This is a genomic window from Streptomyces sp. NBC_00234 (assembly GCF_036195325.1).
Classification (GTDB): Bacteria; Actinomycetota; Actinomycetes; order Streptomycetales; family Streptomycetaceae; genus Streptomyces.
On sequence record NZ_CP108101.1, the window covers coordinates 2,011,486 to 2,027,867 of the forward strand.

16 protein-coding genes are annotated in these 16,382 nt (G+C 71.1%); 5 read left to right on the plus strand and 11 right to left on the minus strand.

Annotated elements, in window-relative coordinates:
• Positions 1-36: 36 nt before the first annotated feature.
• Positions 37-921, minus strand: a complete 885-nt coding sequence (locus OG230_RS08725; RefSeq protein ID WP_328909566.1) for a slipin family protein — start codon at positions 919-921, stop codon at positions 37-39.
• 206 nt (positions 922-1,127) lie between these two features.
• On the opposite strand from OG230_RS08725, the gene OG230_RS08730 reads away from it, so the two are divergent.
• On the plus strand, positions 1,128-1,475 hold the full coding sequence (locus tag OG230_RS08730) for a hypothetical protein (RefSeq protein ID WP_328909567.1): 348 nt from the start codon (positions 1,128-1,130) through the stop codon (positions 1,473-1,475).
• A 9-nt stretch (positions 1,476-1,484) separates the two neighbouring features.
• On the opposite strand, the gene OG230_RS08735 is transcribed toward OG230_RS08730, so the two are convergent.
• The 3 genes from OG230_RS08735 to OG230_RS08745 all read right to left on the minus strand — a co-directional run bounded on the left by OG230_RS08735 (position 1,485) and on the right by OG230_RS08745 (position 4,235).
• Entirely contained in the window at positions 1,485-2,879 is a 1,395-nt protein-coding gene (locus OG230_RS08735; RefSeq protein WP_328909568.1) for an alpha/beta hydrolase, read from the minus strand.
• 61 nt (positions 2,880-2,940) lie between these two features.
• Entirely contained in the window at positions 2,941-3,372 is a 432-nt protein-coding gene (locus tag OG230_RS08740) for a DoxX family protein (protein WP_328909569.1), read from the minus strand.
• A 164-nt stretch (positions 3,373-3,536) separates the two neighbouring features.
• Positions 3,537-4,235, minus strand: coding sequence for a class I SAM-dependent methyltransferase (locus tag OG230_RS08745; protein WP_328909570.1), 699 nt, complete (start codon positions 4,233-4,235; stop codon positions 3,537-3,539).
• Between the two features lie 117 nt (positions 4,236-4,352).
• Between OG230_RS08745 and OG230_RS08750 the strand changes: the two genes are divergently transcribed.
• Positions 4,353-4,655: a DUF6343 family protein gene (locus OG230_RS08750; protein ID WP_328909571.1), complete on the plus strand. Its 303-nt coding sequence runs from the start codon at positions 4,353-4,355 to the stop codon at positions 4,653-4,655.
• Positions 4,656-4,688: 33 nt separating this feature from the next.
• Here the strand turns inward: OG230_RS08750 and OG230_RS08755 are convergent, their stop codons facing one another.
• The 4 genes from OG230_RS08755 to OG230_RS08770 all read right to left on the minus strand — a co-directional run bounded on the left by OG230_RS08755 (position 4,689) and on the right by OG230_RS08770 (position 8,336).
• Complete coding sequence (locus tag OG230_RS08755) at positions 4,689-5,057, minus strand: tetratricopeptide repeat protein (protein ID WP_328909572.1); 369 nt, start codon at positions 5,055-5,057, stop codon at positions 4,689-4,691.
• A 90-nt stretch (positions 5,058-5,147) separates the two neighbouring features.
• Positions 5,148-5,750, minus strand: a complete 603-nt coding sequence (gene coaE / locus OG230_RS08760) for a dephospho-CoA kinase (RefSeq protein ID WP_328909573.1) — start codon at positions 5,748-5,750, stop codon at positions 5,148-5,150.
• A gap of 44 nt (positions 5,751-5,794) precedes the next feature.
• Complete coding sequence (locus OG230_RS08765; protein ID WP_328909574.1) at positions 5,795-6,733, minus strand: PAC2 family protein; 939 nt, start codon at positions 6,731-6,733, stop codon at positions 5,795-5,797.
• Positions 6,734-6,812: 79 nt separating this feature from the next.
• Complete coding sequence (locus tag OG230_RS08770; RefSeq protein WP_328911347.1) at positions 6,813-8,336, minus strand: flavin monoamine oxidase family protein; 1,524 nt, start codon at positions 8,334-8,336, stop codon at positions 6,813-6,815.
• 339 nt (positions 8,337-8,675) lie between these two features.
• Here OG230_RS08770 and OG230_RS08775 point away from each other — a divergent pair, with 339 nt between their 5' ends.
• Positions 8,676-9,635 (plus strand): right-handed parallel beta-helix repeat-containing protein, encoded by a 960-nt coding sequence (locus OG230_RS08775; protein ID WP_328909575.1) that lies wholly within the window; start codon positions 8,676-8,678, stop codon positions 9,633-9,635.
• A gap of 100 nt (positions 9,636-9,735) precedes the next feature.
• On the opposite strand, the gene rpsA is transcribed toward OG230_RS08775, so the two are convergent.
• On the minus strand, positions 9,736-11,250 hold the full coding sequence (rpsA, locus tag OG230_RS08780; RefSeq protein ID WP_328909576.1) for a 30S ribosomal protein S1: 1,515 nt from the start codon (positions 11,248-11,250) through the stop codon (positions 9,736-9,738).
• 400 nt (positions 11,251-11,650) lie between these two features.
• Between rpsA and OG230_RS08785 the strand changes: the two genes are divergently transcribed.
• Positions 11,651-12,463: a class I SAM-dependent methyltransferase gene (locus OG230_RS08785; RefSeq protein ID WP_328909577.1), complete on the plus strand. Its 813-nt coding sequence runs from the start codon at positions 11,651-11,653 to the stop codon at positions 12,461-12,463.
• A 73-nt stretch (positions 12,464-12,536) separates the two neighbouring features.
• Positions 12,537-15,038 (plus strand): ATP-dependent helicase HrpB, encoded by a 2,502-nt coding sequence (gene hrpB / locus OG230_RS08790; protein WP_328909578.1) that lies wholly within the window; start codon positions 12,537-12,539, stop codon positions 15,036-15,038.
• 172 nt (positions 15,039-15,210) lie between these two features.
• Here hrpB and OG230_RS08795 read toward each other — a convergent pair whose 3' ends face one another.
• Both OG230_RS08795 and OG230_RS08800 read right to left on the minus strand, forming a co-directional pair.
• The gene (locus OG230_RS08795) at positions 15,211-16,164 is read right to left on the minus strand and encodes a DUF3068 domain-containing protein (RefSeq protein ID WP_328909579.1); all 954 of its coding nucleotides are present in this window, start codon (positions 16,162-16,164) and stop codon (positions 15,211-15,213) included.
• Positions 16,165-16,205: 41 nt separating this feature from the next.
• Positions 16,206-16,343 (minus strand): SPW_0924 family protein, encoded by a 138-nt coding sequence (locus tag OG230_RS08800; protein WP_328909580.1) that lies wholly within the window; start codon positions 16,341-16,343, stop codon positions 16,206-16,208.
• Positions 16,344-16,382: the final 39 nt, after the last annotated feature.

Genomic DNA, 16,382 nt, shown 5'->3' on the forward strand with positions numbered 1-16,382 from the left:
CACCGTCGGCGCAGGTCGGGGCGGTCCCCGGGTCATTCAGTGACGGGTGAGCGGACCGGCGTCGGACGAGTCGGGCAGCGACGTCACGGCAGGTGGCTGCTGGGGCCACGCGGGCGGCTGCGGCTTCTCGGCCGACCTCTCCGGGGCCGCTTCCTGCTGCGGCGGCGCGGCCCGCTCCAGGAAGCGGAGGAGCTCGACGGGGAACGGCAGGACGAGGGTGGAGTTCTTCTCGGCCGCGACCGCGACCACGGTCTGCAGCAGACGCAACTGCAGCGCCGCCGGCTGCTCCGACATCTCCTTGGCCGCCTCGGCCAGCTTCTTGGACGCCTGGAGCTCCGCGTCGGCGTTGATGACCCTGGCGCGCCGCTCCCGGTCCGCCTCGGCCTGGCGTGCCATGGAGCGCTTCATCGTCTCCGGGAGGGACACGTCCTTGATCTCGACCCGGTCGATCTGCACGCCCCAGCCGACGGCGGGGCTGTCGATCATCAGCTCCAGGCCCTGGTTCAGCTTCTCCCTGTTCGACAGGAGGTCGTCCAGGTCACTCTTTCCGATGATCGACCGCAACGAGGTCTGTGCCATCTGCGACACCGCGAACCGGTAGTCCTCCACCTGCACGACGGCGCTCGCCGCGTCGACCACCTTGAAGTAGATGACCGCGTCGACCCGGACCGTCACGTTGTCCCGGGTGATGCCGTCCTGCGCGGGCACGGGCATCGTCACGATCTGCATGTTGACCTTGCGCAGCCGGTCCACGCCCGGAACGATCATCGTGAAGCCCGGTCCCCGCACATCGCGCCGGAGCCGGCCGAGCCGCAGCACGACCCCCCGCTCGTACTGTTTGACGACCCGTGCGGCCGCCGACGCGTAGATCACGGCCACCGACGCCGCCCCCACTGCTGCGATCAATAGCTCCTGGACCATCACGGCCCCCTGACAGCCGACTGGTGATTTGTTCGCTGTTACCACGATATGCCCGGTTTGGATAGCGGTCGAACATCCCTCCGTACCGCTGTCGCCCGGCCGGCGGCACACCGGATGCCGGAGCAGCGGGGAGCGGGCAACGTGGCCAGCGCCAGCATGTCTCCGTGACGTGAAGATGCGCCGGACGAGCAGACGAGGACCCGCCCATGTCCGTGACCGATCACCACCGTCGACGCCGTCTCGGCATCGCAGCCGGAGCGACGCTCCTCATCCTTACCGTCTCGGGCTGTTCCGGCCTGGGACGCACCGCCGTCGGACCGGTCACCTACACCACCGAGCGGCACGCCGTGATCTCCGTGAACAGCCCGGGCGTCAAGGGCTGTCACCGCCTGCCGTTGGGGGCCCACGAGGTCCACAACGGCACGCTCATCGACATGATCCTGTACCCCAACCGCAATTGCCAGGGCGGCGATACGACGTACGTGGCGACCACGCTCACCGACGTCACGGCCCCCCGGAGTCAGCCCTGGCGCAGCTACACCCTCGTCCACTGACCGGCCGCGCTACCGCAGCAGGAACTCCTGGGCCGCCTTCGCACCCCCGTCGGACCTGCTCTGGGTGGAGTGCCCCGCCCCGGCGATGACCGCCAGCCGGGCGCGGGGCTGCCCCGCGGCCAGCTCCCTCGCCCAGGCGGGCGGTGTCGACAGGTCGCGGTCGCCCGACAGCATCAGGACCGGCATGGACAGCTTCCGCTCCGGCACGGAGCCGCCGGGGCGGGAGACGGGCCAGGGGAGACAGGTCTGCGGGATTCCCTGTTCACCCGCCGTCCTGCGCTCGAAGGGCCAGACCGCGCCCGGCTCGATCCGCGCCACCGCGCGGTCGAGCGCGGCCCCCCGACCGGCGAGCGGGGCTGCCGCGTCGCCCCAGGGCCACGCGGTGTCCGCGCAGAGCGTCGCGGCGTGCAGTCCTGAGCTGAAGTCCTCGGGCGGCACCCCCTCGGAGCCGTAGAAGCTCTCCACCAGCTTCTTCAGCGGGTCGGGGTCTCCGGTCGCGGAGGCGTGCAGGGCGTCCAGGATGCCGAGATCCGGGTTGGTGAGCTTCGGGTCGATGATGCTCGCGATGACGAGCAGATTGAAGACGCCGGTGCCGTTGCCGTCGCGGCGTACGACCTTCGCGACGTCCTCGGCCGGGTCGTAGCCGCAGGACTGCTCCTCGCACGCCGTCCGCAGCACCGTCGCGGCATGGCCGAAGGACGCCTCGTACAGGGCGCCCGCCCCGTCCAGCGGCACCACCGAGTCGAGGACGAGCCGGTCGACGCGCCGGGGGTGGGTGAGGGCGTACCGACCCGCCGTGAAGGTCCCGTACGAGACTCCGTCGACGGCTCCCCACGACCGGACGGAGAGCGCGGTGCGCAGATCCTCCAGGTCGGCGACGGTGTCGGAGGTGGTGTAGAAGTTCCGCTTCTCGCCGAGCGTACGGGCGCAGTCCCGAACCGCCCCCGCGGTGGGGGCGACGGTGTCACTGCTGCCGACCTCGCTCTGGAGCGCGGGACAGTCGACGGCCCCGCCTCCGGTGCCGCGCTGGTCGATCATCACCAGGCGGTACTCGGCGAGCGCCTTCGGGAGCCGCTTGCGGATCGTGGGGGCGAGGGACACCCCCGGCTGGCCGGGCCCGCCGGTCAGGAAGAGCAGGGAGCCGCGCGGCGCGTCGGGGCGGCCCGCCGTGAGCACCTGGAGCTTCAGGGTGCCGCCGGCCTTGCCCGTACGGTCCAGCGGCACCGTCAGGTCGGCGCAGGTCGCGTCGGCCTGGCCGGGGCACGGACGCGGATCACCGAGTGCCGATCGCGAACCGGAGCGGGCGGACGGCGGGGCGGAACCCTCCGGAGCCGGGCCCGCGCAGGAGGCCACGGTGAGCACTGTGGCCAGGGCTGCGCAGGCGCGGGCAAGGCGGTTCGCCATGGGGGTCCCCCGGTGGATTCGGTCGCGCGCGAGGAGCGGAAGGGCATCCGCTCCCCCGTACTTACGCGCGCCTGCCCAGCAGCGCAAGCAGCCGCTCCGTCCGGTCGTGCCGGCTGCGGGCGATCAGGACGAACACGACGACGAGCAGCGCGGGCATGACCGCGTTCGGCGGGTCGAGGAGCGTCAGCTGCACGATCGAGGCACCGGCCGACAGCGCGGCCAGCGCGATCGCGGCCACCCCGGACAGCAGCGGGACCAGGAGGGCGATCGCACCGGCCATCTCCAGGCCGCCGATCACGTACATCGCACCGTTGCCCCAGCCCATCCGGGCGAAGGACTCCACCGCCGACTCATGGGCGATGAGCTTGGCGAACGCGCTGAACGCGAAGAAGAGCGCGAGGAGGAACCGGGCCCCGGTCAGGGCGATGGCACCCGGACCGCTCTCCGGCCGGGCGGTGGACGTGGCTGCGGTGTTCCGGTCGGTCACGGACATGGCGGAGGTCCCCTCGGGGGTGCGTGGTGTACGGAAGGCGGGTGCCCGATGCGGGACCGGCGCCACGGCTCTTCGCCGCTTCTCTTCCGTTGCGCTTACAGAGAGGTAGACCGGGGGCCGGAACTCATCGCTCTCCGGACCTCCGATCCTCCTTGGTTCCGGGGCTACTTGGGACGCGCGAGCGCCCAGACTCCGTCCGCGGTGAGATACCGGTCCACCGTCAGACCGGCCGCTTCGAGATGGCCCTCGAACTCCTCCACGGAGAGCTCGCGCGACCGGAACGTCTGAGTCCACCGCGCGTCGTCGAAGTGGTACTCGGCGCGCACCGAGCGCACCCCGTCCCCGACCGGTTCGGCCGAGACGATCCGGATGACACAGCCCGCTTCCACGTCCACGCGCTCCCGCGGCAGATTCGTGCCGTAGTCGGCGCCTTCCCGCTGGATGAGCACGGCCCCGCCGTCCCTGACGTGTCTCCGGCAGGCCCTCAACAGCCCCTCCCTGACGCGGTGGTCGCTCGTATGCACCAGGAACGACGCGAGCAGCACCACGTCGAAGGTCTCCCCGGCGAGGTCCAGCGACTCGATGGGGCCGTGTACGGTACGGGCGCCGCGGACGCGCTCCAGCATCTGCCGGGATTCGTCCACGGCGGTCACCGTGAACCCGCGGGCAACCAGCGGGTGCGTCACCCGGCCCGCCCCGCAGCCCAGTTCCAGAATGCTCGCCCCGGCGGGCACGGCCGCCTGGATCACGTCGGGTTCGTCGCCGACCGACAGCCGGGAGTAGAGCTCGACCGCGCAGCCGTCCGGGGTGATGGTGCCCGGCCCCGTCCCTGAGTGCCCCTCACGAATCAGTTGTCCGCTCATGCCCGCCGAACGTACGGGCCGGAGCGGCCGTTCCCCGCCGGGCGGCCTGCCGGGACACGCCGGATCCGACAGGTCACACTCCGTGGCCGCCCCTTTGCTCCGTCGCCCCGGAGGTCCATGCTGGAAGACGAGGCGATCGTCATGCGTACCGGCAGCGAACCGGCGACTGCGCGCAGTCCCCTGCGGATGCGACTGGCTCTGGCCCTGTTCGGCCTGGGCTGGGCGGTGTTCGGCCTGGCGGCCTTCGTGCTGACCAGCCGGCCCGGCTGGGCGGCGGCCTGCGGTGTCCTGCTGGTGCTGACACTCACGGACGTCGCCGTCATCGTCCACCACATGCGGCAGGGGCCGCACTACCAGCCCGGACGCGACATCCCCCCGTACGAACCCGATCACGGCGGGCGCGGCAGGTTCAGCCACTGAACGCGACGCGCTCCCGACCGGTACGGGCGGGCGTCAGGGCCGCTCGTCGAACCGTGCGGCCTTCAGGTACTCCGGATTCGGGTCGAGGGCGGCGGCGAGCCGGAAGTGCCGGGTGGCCTGCGCAGGACGGCCGGCCCGCTGGAAGGTGCGGGCCAGGGCGAAGTGCGCGAAGGCGTTGTCCGGTTCGCGCTCCAGCACGAGCTCGAATTCCAGCTCGGCCGGGCGCAGTTGGGCCGCGGCGAAGAAGGCACGGGCCCGCAGCAGACGCGCCGCCGTGTTCTCCGGATGCGCGGCGATCACCGAGTCGAGCAGCTTGACCGCACCCCGCGGATCACGTGCCGCCAACAGGTGCTCGGCCGCACGGAAATCGATGACATGGGTTTCCGGGTTCGTCTCGGGCACGGTCGCATCCTTCCCCTCACTCGCCGGTTTCCAACGTCCCGCCGGGTCACGGTATTCCGTACGAACCTCCGGGGCGCGGGCGTGGCGGAGTCAGTGCGCCGCCGCTCGCTCCACCAGCTCCGCCCAGACCCTGCTGACCTGCGGCTCCAGCTCCTCCAGCGGCCCGTCGTTGTCGATGACCAGGTCCGCTACCGCCCTGCGCTGCTCACGCGTCGCCTGCGCCGCCATCCGGGCGCGGGCGTCGGCCTCCGTCATGCCACGCAGCCGTACGAGCCGGTCGAGCTGGGTCTCGGGGGTGGCGTCCACGACGACGACCAGGTCGTACAGGGGCGCGAGGCCGTTCTCGGTGAGGAGCGGGACGTCGTGGACGACGACGGAGTCGGAGCCCGCGGCGCGCTCCAGCTCGGCGGAGCGGGCCCCCACCAGCGGGTGGACGATCGCGTTGAGCGCGGCGAGCCGGCCGGCGTCGGCGAAGACGATCGCACCGAGGGCGGGCCGGTCCAGGGTGCCGTCCGCGCTCAGGACTCCGGGGCCGAAGGCTTCCACGACGGCCGCGAGCCCGGGGGTACCGGGCTCGACGACCTCGCGGGCGATCCTGTCGGCGTCGATCAGCACGGCGCCGTGGCCGACGAACAGCCGTGACACCTCGCTCTTGCCGGCGCCGATCCCGCCGGTCAGGCCCACTTTCAGCATGGACGGCAGCCTAGCCCCCGCCCCGCCGCACCGTCATGGTCAGGTCAGACGTCGCCCTCGCGCTCGGCGAGGAACCGCTCGAATTCGAGGCCGATCTCGTCCGCCGACGGCAGATCGACCGGCTCCGCCACGAGATTGCCCCGCGTCTCGGCACCCGCGACCGCGTCGTACTGGTGCTCCAGCCCCTCGACGAGCGTGACGAGCTCCTCGTCGCCCTGGCCGATCTGGCGGTCGATCTCGGTCTGCGTACGGTGCGCCTCGGTGCGCAGCGTGTGCGCGACGCTCGGCAGGACCAGGCCGGTCGCGCCGGTGATCGCCTCCAGGGCGGTGAGCGCGGCGTCCGGGTACGAGGAGCGGGCCACGTAGTGCGGCACATGGGCGGCGACGCCCAGTACGTCGTGTCCGGACTCCATCAGGCGGTACTCGACGAGAGCCTCCGCCGAGCCGGGCACCTGCGCCTCGTCGAACGGGCTGCGGTGGCCGGGCATCAGGTCGGTGCGGTTGCCGTGCGGGGTGATGCCGACCGGGCGGGTGTGCGGGACACCCATCGGGATGCCGTGGAAATTGACCGCGAGGCGCACACCGAGGCGCTCGACGATCTGCTCGACGGCGACGGCGAACCTCTCCCATTCCACGTCCGGCTCGGGGCCGGAGAGCAGCAGGAAGGGCGCGCCGGTGGCGTCCTGGACGACACGGACGTCCAGCGTCGGGGCTTCGAACGACGCCCAGCGGTCGCGCCGGAACGTCAGCAGCGGGCGCCGCGCGCGGTAGTCGACGAGCCGGTCGTGGTCGAAGCGCGCCACTATCTGGTGGGGCAGCGTTTCCAGCAGGCCGTCGACAATCTGCTCGCCGGTCTCACCCGCGTCGATGTATCCGTCGAAGTGGTAGAGCATGACCAGGCCGGCCGACTCCTGGGCGAGCGCCATGTCGACGACGGCCAGGCCCTTCGGCTCCCATTCATACAAACTCTGCGGATCAGGCACGGTTACCGCTCCTCCTCGTATTCCCCAAGAAGAACGCCTCCCGGGGCACGGGCATTCCCGTGCCCCGTTCGCGGTCTGGTCAGGCCAGAACGCGGGTGTGGAGTGCGGTGACCGCCTTCCGCGCGGAGGTGAACGCACCGTGCTGCCAGGCATCGGTGTGGCTGAGGTAGTCGCCTGCGAAGTAGACGCGCCCCGCGGCCTGGTTGAGCGGCGCGAAGGCGGGCGCGTCGGGCCCGCCCGCCATCGAATGCCAGGCGGCCTCCAGGTGCGGGGTCTGCCGCCAGTGGTGGGAGAAGGAAGAGACCAGTTCCGTACGGTACTTGGCGCCGTGGATCTTCACGCCCTGGGCGACGGCGCGCGCCTCCCTCTCGCGCGGGGAGAGAGCGGCGTAGGCGTCGGCCTGGGAACCGTAGTTGTAGTACCCGATGAGGGTGCCGCGAGCGCCGTGGTGACCGTACGAGGGGTACCAGATGTGGGACAGGTCGAGGTCCGTCTCGGTGATGCCGCCGTAGATCCGGTGGTCGGTCTCCCACCAGCGGCTGCGGTATTCGAGTGCGATCTTCCCGGCGGAGGACGGCTTGCACGCCTCCAGGGCGCTCTGCACGGCCGGGCCGAGGTTGTGGCCGGTCTTCGCCAGGATGTTGGGCGGCAGCGCGGCGATGCAGTAGTCCGCGTCGATGGTGCCGGTGCGTCCGGACCGGGTGTACGTGACGGTGACGCCGTGAGCGGTGTCGGTGATGTCGGTGACGACGGCGCCGGTACGGATGCGGCGCTCCCCTATCGCCCGGGTGAGCGCGGCGGGAATCCGGTCCATGCCTCCGACCGGCTGGAACATCAGCATGGCCTGGTCGTACTCGAACTCGAAGGAGAAGTACCGGCCGACCCCGCTCGCGAAGACCTCGGAGGCGCTGGGTACGGAGCCGAGCTCCACACCCGGGGTACCGGCGGCTGCCGGGTCCGTGCGGTAGCCGCGCCGGGCACTGCCCGTGTAGGCGAGGCTGTCGCCGATGTCGCCGAAGTCCTTGAGGAATTCCAGGAGCCGCTCCTGGTCCTCGGCGGTGATCTGCCGGTCGAGCGCGCCCTTGTCGGTGGCCTTGGCCAGGAGTTCGGCCACGTAGCCGTAGACGTCGGCCTTGGCGGTGCGGTAGCGCACCGGGGCCTTCATGCCCGCCTGCTCGTTGTAGATGTACGCGTTGGCGTTCACGTTGGTGAACACTTCGAGGGGTACGCCGAGCTCGCGGCAGTAGTCCAGAGTGACCATCCACTGCGGAATCCGGCCAGGTCCGGCGTTCATGTACTGCCCGTCGCCGAACCGCGCGGTCTGGGTGTTGCCATAGGTGTCGGTGGTTGAATCCCCGCCGCGTACGGTGAAGTTGCGCCCACCGGTCCGGGTACGGGCCTCCAGGACCGTACAGTCGTAGCCCGCCTTGCCGAGTTCGTACGCCGCCGCCAGACCGGCGATGCCCCCACCGATCACGACCACCTTCGCGGCGGCCTTCCCGGTCAGGCTGAAATCGCTCTTCGTCGGCGCGCGGAAGGCGGGTTCACGCCCGACGGCCTGTGCGGTGGGGGCGAGACCGAGGGCCCCCATGGTGGCGAACATCGCCCCGGCGCCACCGGTGATCCCCACGTTGCGCAGAAAGCTGCGGCGGCTGGCGCCGGCGGTCACGGGCGAGGTGTGCGAGGTGGTCGACGCGTCTGTCATATCCCGGCTCCCGTTCGGATCTTGAGGTTGCCGGGGATCCTGGCAAGGGCGTGTTACGGCCCATCAGCTATTCATGTATCCCGCACGTTTCTCTCCGTTCACCATCCCGGCCGAACATTGGTCCAGACCTTGACATGGCCATCACCGCTCCCTAGCGTCACTGGGCAGCACGTTCAGACACTCGCTCTTCATTCACGTACGAGAACGTCTCGAACCCTTCGACGGGAAGGCACCCCCATGCGCACCCGCACCCCCCTCACCACCCTGCTGGTCACCGCCCTCGCCACCGGCGGACTGGCCCTGGCCACGGCCGGGCCGGCGGAGGCCGCCGTCATCGAGGTGACCACGGCGGCCCAGCTCAAGTCGGCGCTCCTCGCCGCGGCCCCCGGCGACACGATCCGGCTCGCCGACGGGACGTACACCGGCAACTTCAAGGCGACCACCCCGGGCACCTCCGCGGCCCGGATCACCCTCACCGGCTCCAGCAGGGCGGTCCTCACCGCGGGCGGCGGCTACGGGCTGCACCTCAACGGCGCCTCCTACTGGACCGTCCAGGGTGTCACCGTCACCGGCGGGCAGAAGGGCATCATGACCGACGCGGCCAACGGCGTCGTCATCGACTCGGTGACCGTGCACGACCTGGACATGGAGGGCGTCCACTTCCGCACGTCCAGCCGGAACGGGATTCTCAGGAACTCCCGCATCTACGACACCGGGCACGACGGCCGCGGCATGGGCGAGGGCGTGTACGTCGGCTCGGCCGGGGACCTCACCGACCGCAGCGACCAGGCACAGATCCTGAACAACGTGATCGGCCCGGGGGTCGGCGGCGAGAACATCGACATCAAGGAAGGCACCACCGGAGCCAGGATCATCGGCAACACCTTCGACGGCAGCGGTCTGACCGGCGCCAACTACGACGACTCATGGGTCGACGTGAAGGGCAACGACGTCCTGGTCGAGGGCAACAGGGGTTCCCGTACGACCAACAACGGCTACGAGACGCACACCCAGCAGAGCGGCTGGGGCTGCGGCACCGTCTTCCGCGGCAACGTCTCGGACCTCACCGGCGCCGTCGGCGACAAGCAGCTCGCCGTCAACGTCACCAACAGCTCGTCGAGCTGCCGGACCACCGTGTACAGCAGCAACACCGTCACCGGCGGCAAGGGGCTGACGAACATCGCCGTCACCCCGTAACCCACCGGGGCGCGGACGCGAGTGAGGCCCGCCCCCCGAAGGGAGCGGGCCTCACTTACTGCTCTACAGCTACTGCCGATGAGCGACCGGGGTCAGAGCGTCAGCTCTGGCCGCCCGCCAGCTTCTCGCGCAGCGCGGCCAGTGCCTCGTCCGACGCCAGGGCGCCGGAGTTGTCATCGGACTCCGAGGAGTACGAGCCGCCGCCACCGCTGCCGCCCGAGGCAGCCGGAGCGCTGCCGGCCGGGGCAGCAGCGCCCTCGGCAGCAGCGGCCTCGTCGGCCTCGCGGGACTTGATGACCTGAGCCTGGTGCTGCTCGAAGCGCTGCTGCGCCTCGGCGTACTGGGTCTCCCACACCTCGCGCTGAGCCTCGAAGCCCTCGAGCCAGTCGTTGGTCTCGGGGTCGAAGCCCTCGGGGTAGATGTAGTTGCCCTGGTCGTCGTACGACGCGGCCATGCCGTACAGCGTCGGGTCGAACTCGACCGAGGCCGGGTCGCCACCGAAGGACTCGTTGGCCTGCTTCAGCGAGAGGCTGATGCGACGACGCTCGAGGTCGATGTCGATGACCTTGACGAAGATCTCGTCGTTGACCTGGACGACCTGCTCCGGGATCTCCACGTGGCGCTCGGCCAGCTCGGAGATGTGGACCAGACCCTCGATGCCCTCGTCGACGCGCACGAACGCACCGAACGGAACGAGCTTCGTGACCTTACCCGGGACGACCTGACCGATCTGGTGCGTCCGGGCGAACTGCTGCCACGGGTCTTCCTGCGTCGCCTTGAGCGACAGGGAGACGCGCTCGCGGTCCATGTCGACGTCGAGGACCTCGACGGTGACTTCCTGGCCGACCTCGACAACCTCGGAGGGGTGGTCGATGTGCTTCCAGGACAGCTCGGAGACGTGCACGAGACCGTCGACGCCACCCAGGTCCACGAAGGCACCGAAGTTGACGATCGAGGAGACGACGCCGGAGCGGACCTGACCCTTCTGCAGGGTCGTGAGGAACGTCTGGCGAACCTCGGACTGGGTCTGCTCGAGCCAGGCGCGGCGGGACAGGACCACGTTGTTGCGGTTCTTGTCCAGCTCGATGATCTTGGCCTCGAGCTCCTTGCCCACGTAGGGCTGGAGGTCGCGGACACGACGCATCTCGACGAGGGAGGCCGGCAGGAAGCCACGGAGGCCGATGTCGAGGATGAGACCACCCTTGACGACCTCGATGACGGTACCGGTGACGATGCCGTCTTCTTCCTTGATCTTCTCGATGGTGCCCCAGGCACGCTCGTACTGAGCGCGCTTCTTCGAGAGGATCAGGCGGCCTTCCTTGTCCTCCTTCTGGAGAACCAGGGCCTCGATCTCGTCGCCGACCTTGACGACCTCGTTCGGGTCGACGTCGTGCTTGATCGAGAGCTCGCGGCTCGGGATGACACCTTCGGTCTTGTAACCGATGTCGAGGAGAACCTCGTCCCGGTCAACCTTGACGATGACTCCGTCAACGATGTCGCCGTCGTTGAAGTACTTGATCGTCTCGTCGATCGCCGCGAGGAACGCGTCCGCGTCGCCGATGTCGTTGACCGCAACCTGCGGAGTGGTGGCGGTGGTCTCGGTGCTGCTCGTCATGTGGGAAAGGGCTCCGGTACGGACAGTGAGTCGTAGGTACTGCTACGCCGTAAGCCCGTATCGCCATCTGAAGAAGCCGGACAGCCTGGAAAGCGACCAACCCGTTGTGCGGGCGCCGCCTCGACAACCGAGGGGACATGCAACAGACGCGAGCGCGGCCTGCTAGGTCTGAGGCGCGCAGGCTCGCAGCGCAACTTGTAGCATACGGGGGCAGCCGGACAGGGTCAATGCGCGAAGCCGCACACCCGGGGCACAAGGCCCCATTTCCGGCACAACTCATGTTCCCCGAGGCCACATCGGCCACGGCAATGTCTCGCAGGCACGCGCCCGTACTCACGGGTACCCACGCAGGTGGACACCGCGTGCTTGCGGGTGAAGGCAAACTACAACGACGGGCACGATGAGCCAAGAGATCCACGGGACAGAGCCGGAAGCAACGCGCCGGAACGCCGGAGAATCGGAAAGCAGCCGGGCAAGTCGCGGCTGGTGGGACCGGAACGCCGACGAGTACCAGAGCGACCACGGGGCCTTCCTCGGGGACGACCGCTTCGTCTGGGGCCCCGAAGGACTCGACGAGGCCGACGCGGCGCTGCTGGGGCCCGCCGCCTCGCTGGACGGCCTGGACGTCCTGGAGATCGGCGCCGGCGCCGCCCAGTGCTCGCGCTGGCTCGCCGCCCAGGGTGCGCGCCCGGTGGCCCTGGACCTCTCGCACCGCCAGCTCCAGCACGCGCTGCGGATCGGCGAGGGCATCCCGCTGGTCGAGGCGGACGCGGGGAAGCTGCCGTTCCGGGACGACTCCTTCGACCTGGCCTGCTCCGCCTACGGCGCGGTGCCGTTCGTCGCCGATCCCGTGCAGGTGTTCCGGGAGGTCCACAGGGTCCTGCGGCCAGGCGGCCGGTGGGTGTTCTCCGTGACCCACCCGATCCGCTGGGCGTTCCCGGACGAGCCGGGGCCGGAGGGGCTCTCGGTCGCCGCCTCGTACTTCGACCGCGTCCCCTACGTCGAGCAGGACGAGCAGGGCGACGCCGTGTACGTCGAGCACCACAGGACGCTCGGCGACCGGGTACGCGACGTGGTGGCCGGCGGTTTCCGCCTGGTCGATCTCGTCGAGCCGGAGTGGCCCGCGTGGAACAACCAGGAGTGGGGCGGCTGGTCCCCGCTGCGCGGCAACCTCATCCCCGGGACGGCGATCTTCGTCTGCGTACGGGACTAGGGACTGTCCGACGACAGGCGCTTGAGCGGGAGCAGGCGTCCGGGCGGGCGGCGCGGCGTACGAGACTGGGGGCGTGATCCGTACCGACGCCCTGGACCAGTTGCCCGTACGCACCGCTCTGCCCGCCCTGGAGCGGGCGCTCGACGAACGGGGTGTCGCCGTGCTCTGCGCGCCTCCCGGGACCGGCAAGACGACGCTCGTGCCGCTCGTACTGGCCGGGCTGACCGGCACCGGTCCGGTGCGGCGGGTCGTGGTCGCCGAGCCCCGGCGGATCGCGGCGCGGGCCGCGGCACGGCGGATGGCCTGGCTGCTCGGGGAGCAGCCCGGCGGGCGCGTGGGATTCACCGTCCGCGGGGAGCGGGTGGCGGGGCGCGACACGGTGGTGGAGGTCGTGACCACCGGGGTGCTCCTCCAGCGGCTCCAGCGCGACCAGGAACTGGCCGGGGTCGACGTGGTGATCATCGACGAGTGCCACGAACGGCATCTGGACGCGGACACGGTCGCCGCGTTCCTGCTCGACGTACGGGCGGCGCTGCGGCCGGACCTGCGGCTGGTGGCCGCGTCGGCCACGACGGACGCGGAGGGCTGGGCACGGCTGCTGGGCGATGCCCCGGTCGTGGAGGCGCAGGGGGTGTCGCACCCGGTCGAGGTGGTGTGGGCGCCGCCGGCCCGCCCGGTGAAGCCGCCGCACGGGATGAGGGTCGATCCCGCGCTGCTGACGCACGTCGCCTCGGTGGTGCGCCGGGCGCTCGCGGAGCGGGACGGGGACGTGCTGTGTTTTCTGCCGGGCGTCGGTGAGATCGGGAGGGTGGCGGGACAGCTCGCCGGGGTGGGCGCCGAGGTGCTCCAGGTGCACGGGCGGGCTCCGGCCGCGGTGCAGGACGCGGTGCTCGCGGGTTCCTCCGACGGCCGGCGGGTGGTGCTGGCGACCTCGGTCGCGGAGTCGTCGCTGACGGTTCCCGGGGTGCGGGTCGTCGTCGACTCGGGGCTGGCCAGGGAGCCGCGTACCGACCATGCGCGGGGTCTGAGCGCGCTGACGACCGTGCGGGCCTCCCAGGCCGCGGGCCGGCAGCGGGCGGGACGGGCCGGGCGGGAGGCGCCGGGGGCGGTGTACCGGTGCTGGGAGCAGGCGGAGGACGGGCGGCTCGCACGGTTCCCGTCGCCGGAGATCAAGGTCGCCGATCTGGCGGCGTTCGCGCTCCAGGCGGCGTGCTGGGGCGATCCGGACGCCTCGGGGCTCGCGCTGCTCGATCCGCCGCCCGCCGGGGCGATGGGCGCGGCCCGGGAGGTGCTGACGGCGGTGGGGGCCGTGGACGCGGCGGGGCGGGTGACGGACCGGGGCGTACGGATGTCCCGGCTCGGGCTGCATCCCCGGCTGGCGCGGGCCCTGCTGGACGGTGCCGCCGAGGTGGGCGGGCGCCGGGCGGCGGAGGTGGTGGCGCTGCTGAGCGAGGAGCCGCCCCGGGAGTACGGGGACGATCTCGCGGCGGCGCTGCGTACCGCGCGCCGGGGGCAGGACGGCTACGCGGCGCGCTGGCGGCAGGAGGTACGGCGGCTGTCGTCCTCGCTGGGCTCACCCAAGGGGGAGGGCCACGGATCGGACGACGCGGCCACCGGTCTGGTGGCGGCTCTGGCGTTCCCGGAACGGGTGGCACGGGCGCGGGGCGAGGGCACGTTCCTGATGGCGTCGGGGACGGGGGCCGAGCTCCGGGACGGTTCGCGGCTGCGCAGCGCGCCATGGCTGGCGGTCGCGGTCGCGGACCGGCCGGCGCATTCGGCGTCCGCCCGGGTGCGGCTGGCCGCCGTCGTCGACGAGGAGACGGCGCGGCTGGCGGCCGGACATCTGCGGTTCTCGGGCGAGGAGGTGCACTGGACGGACGGCGACGTCGTGGCCCGTTCCGTGGAGCGGCTCGGGGCAGTCGAACTGTCGGTGCGCGCGCTGAAGCAGCCGAAGCCGGAGCTGGTGCGCGGGGCGCTGCTGGAGGGGCTGCGGCGCGAGGGCACCTCGCTGCTGCGGTGGAGCCGGGACAGCGAGCAGCTGCGGTCGCGGCTCGCCTTTCTGCACCGGGAGCTGGGGGCGCCGTGGCCCGACGTGTCGGACGACGCCCTGCTCGCCCGTACCGAGGAGTGGCTGGAGCCCGAGCTGTCGCGGGCGCGGCGCCGCGCGGATCTGGCGCGGATCGACGCCGGGCAGGCGGTACGGCGGCTGCTGCCGTGGGCGACGGGTGAGGCGGCCCGGCTCGACGAGCTGGCGCCGGAGCGCATCGAGGTGCCGAGCGGGTCCCGCGTCCGCGTGGAGTACGGCGGGGCGCAGCCCGTACTGGCGGTGAAGCTCCAGGAGCTGTTCGGGCTGCGCGAGACACCCCGGGTGGCCGGGGTGCCCGTGCTGGTCCATCTGCTCTCCCCCGCCGGGCGTCCGGCGGCGGTGACGGCGGATCTGGCGTCGTTCTGGCGCGAGGGCTACAAGGCGGTGCGGGCGGAGCTGCGCGGCCGGTACCCGAAGCATCCGTGGCCCGAGGACCCGACGACGGTGGAGGCGACCCGCTTCACCACGGCGCGGCTCAGGCGGGACTAGGGCCTGTCGTCAAACTGCCGTCGTCCGGCCGAAGGCCGGGCCGCGCGGTGTCTGGCGCGTGCGATCGCAAGGCGCCGGGATGTCCTCGTAGCGGAGCTACTAGGACATGTCGGCAACGCCGCGAGCGTGCGTGCCAGACACCGCGCGGCAGACGGCAGTTTGACGACAGGCCCTAGTGGCCGGGGCGGCGGGAGCGTGCTTCCAGCCAGAGGGCGAGCGCGAGGAGGCCGGTGGCGAGGAACAGGAAGCCCCAGGGCAGGTACGAGGTCAGCAGGAGGATCAGGACGCGCTGGGACTTGACCAGTTCGACGGTGTCGACGATGTAGTCCTCGCGCATCTTCACATGGCCGGCGAACGCGGTGACGGTGTCCTGCGGCATGCCCATCTTCTTCGCGTTGCGCAGTTCCTCGCGGTGGATCTCCTCGCCGTTGACGGGTGCGCCGGTGGCGGGGTCGACCCAGAACATCCGCTTGGTGGAGTACCAGCGGGTCATGCCCGTCTGGGCCACCTGTTCCGCGGTGACGCCCTTGATGGGCATCTTCTTGGGCATCGGAACCTGGGTCCACGGGATGGTCTGCTCGAAGTAGTAGACGTCCATGCCGCGGAAGGTGCGGGTGCCCTTGTAGTGGATGGGTGAGGTCGTGCGGCTCTGGGCGTCGAAGTACTCGTAGTCGCGCTTCTCGGTGAGGAAGGGCCACTTGTACTCGATGCCCTCGCGGCGGACCGGCTCGCCGTCGACCATCTCACCGGTGGCGTGGACGGGGGCCTGGCTGTGGGCGTCGAAGATGTAGCGCTCGGGGATCTCGGAGACCATCTTGCCGTCGGGGCCCTCGATGTACGAGAGCGAGTCCCAGACGACGACGTCCCGGCCGGCGCTGCGCTCTATCTTCTCGGACTCCTCCACGTTGCCCTTGAGGGTCTGCACGATGGTGACCTTCTCGACCTTCTCGGACCTGAGGGTGCTGTAGTCGAGGAGCGTGGCCGGCTTCGCCTCCAGGACCATCTCCTGGTACTGGCTCGGCGGGACCTTCGCCAGCCGGGGAAAGGCGTACCAGCGCAGCAGCGGTGACATGGCGGCGAAGAAGACGGCGAAGGCCAGGAGTACGAGGCCGGCTCGGCGACGCATGGTGGTGTCCTCCCTCTGTGTGCTGCCCGCGGGTGCTTCCGCTACTTCTTGGGGCCCGGGACGGTGGTCAGCAGGGGTTTGGGCGAGGTCTCGCCGGGCGGGGCTCCGATCGCGGTGACGGTGAACACGAGCGCGAGGGCTGCTGCCAGTCCGATGGCGGCGGCGACGAGGGCACGCATGCTCGGCCTCCCGGGAGCGCGGATCTGATGGGGCGTCAG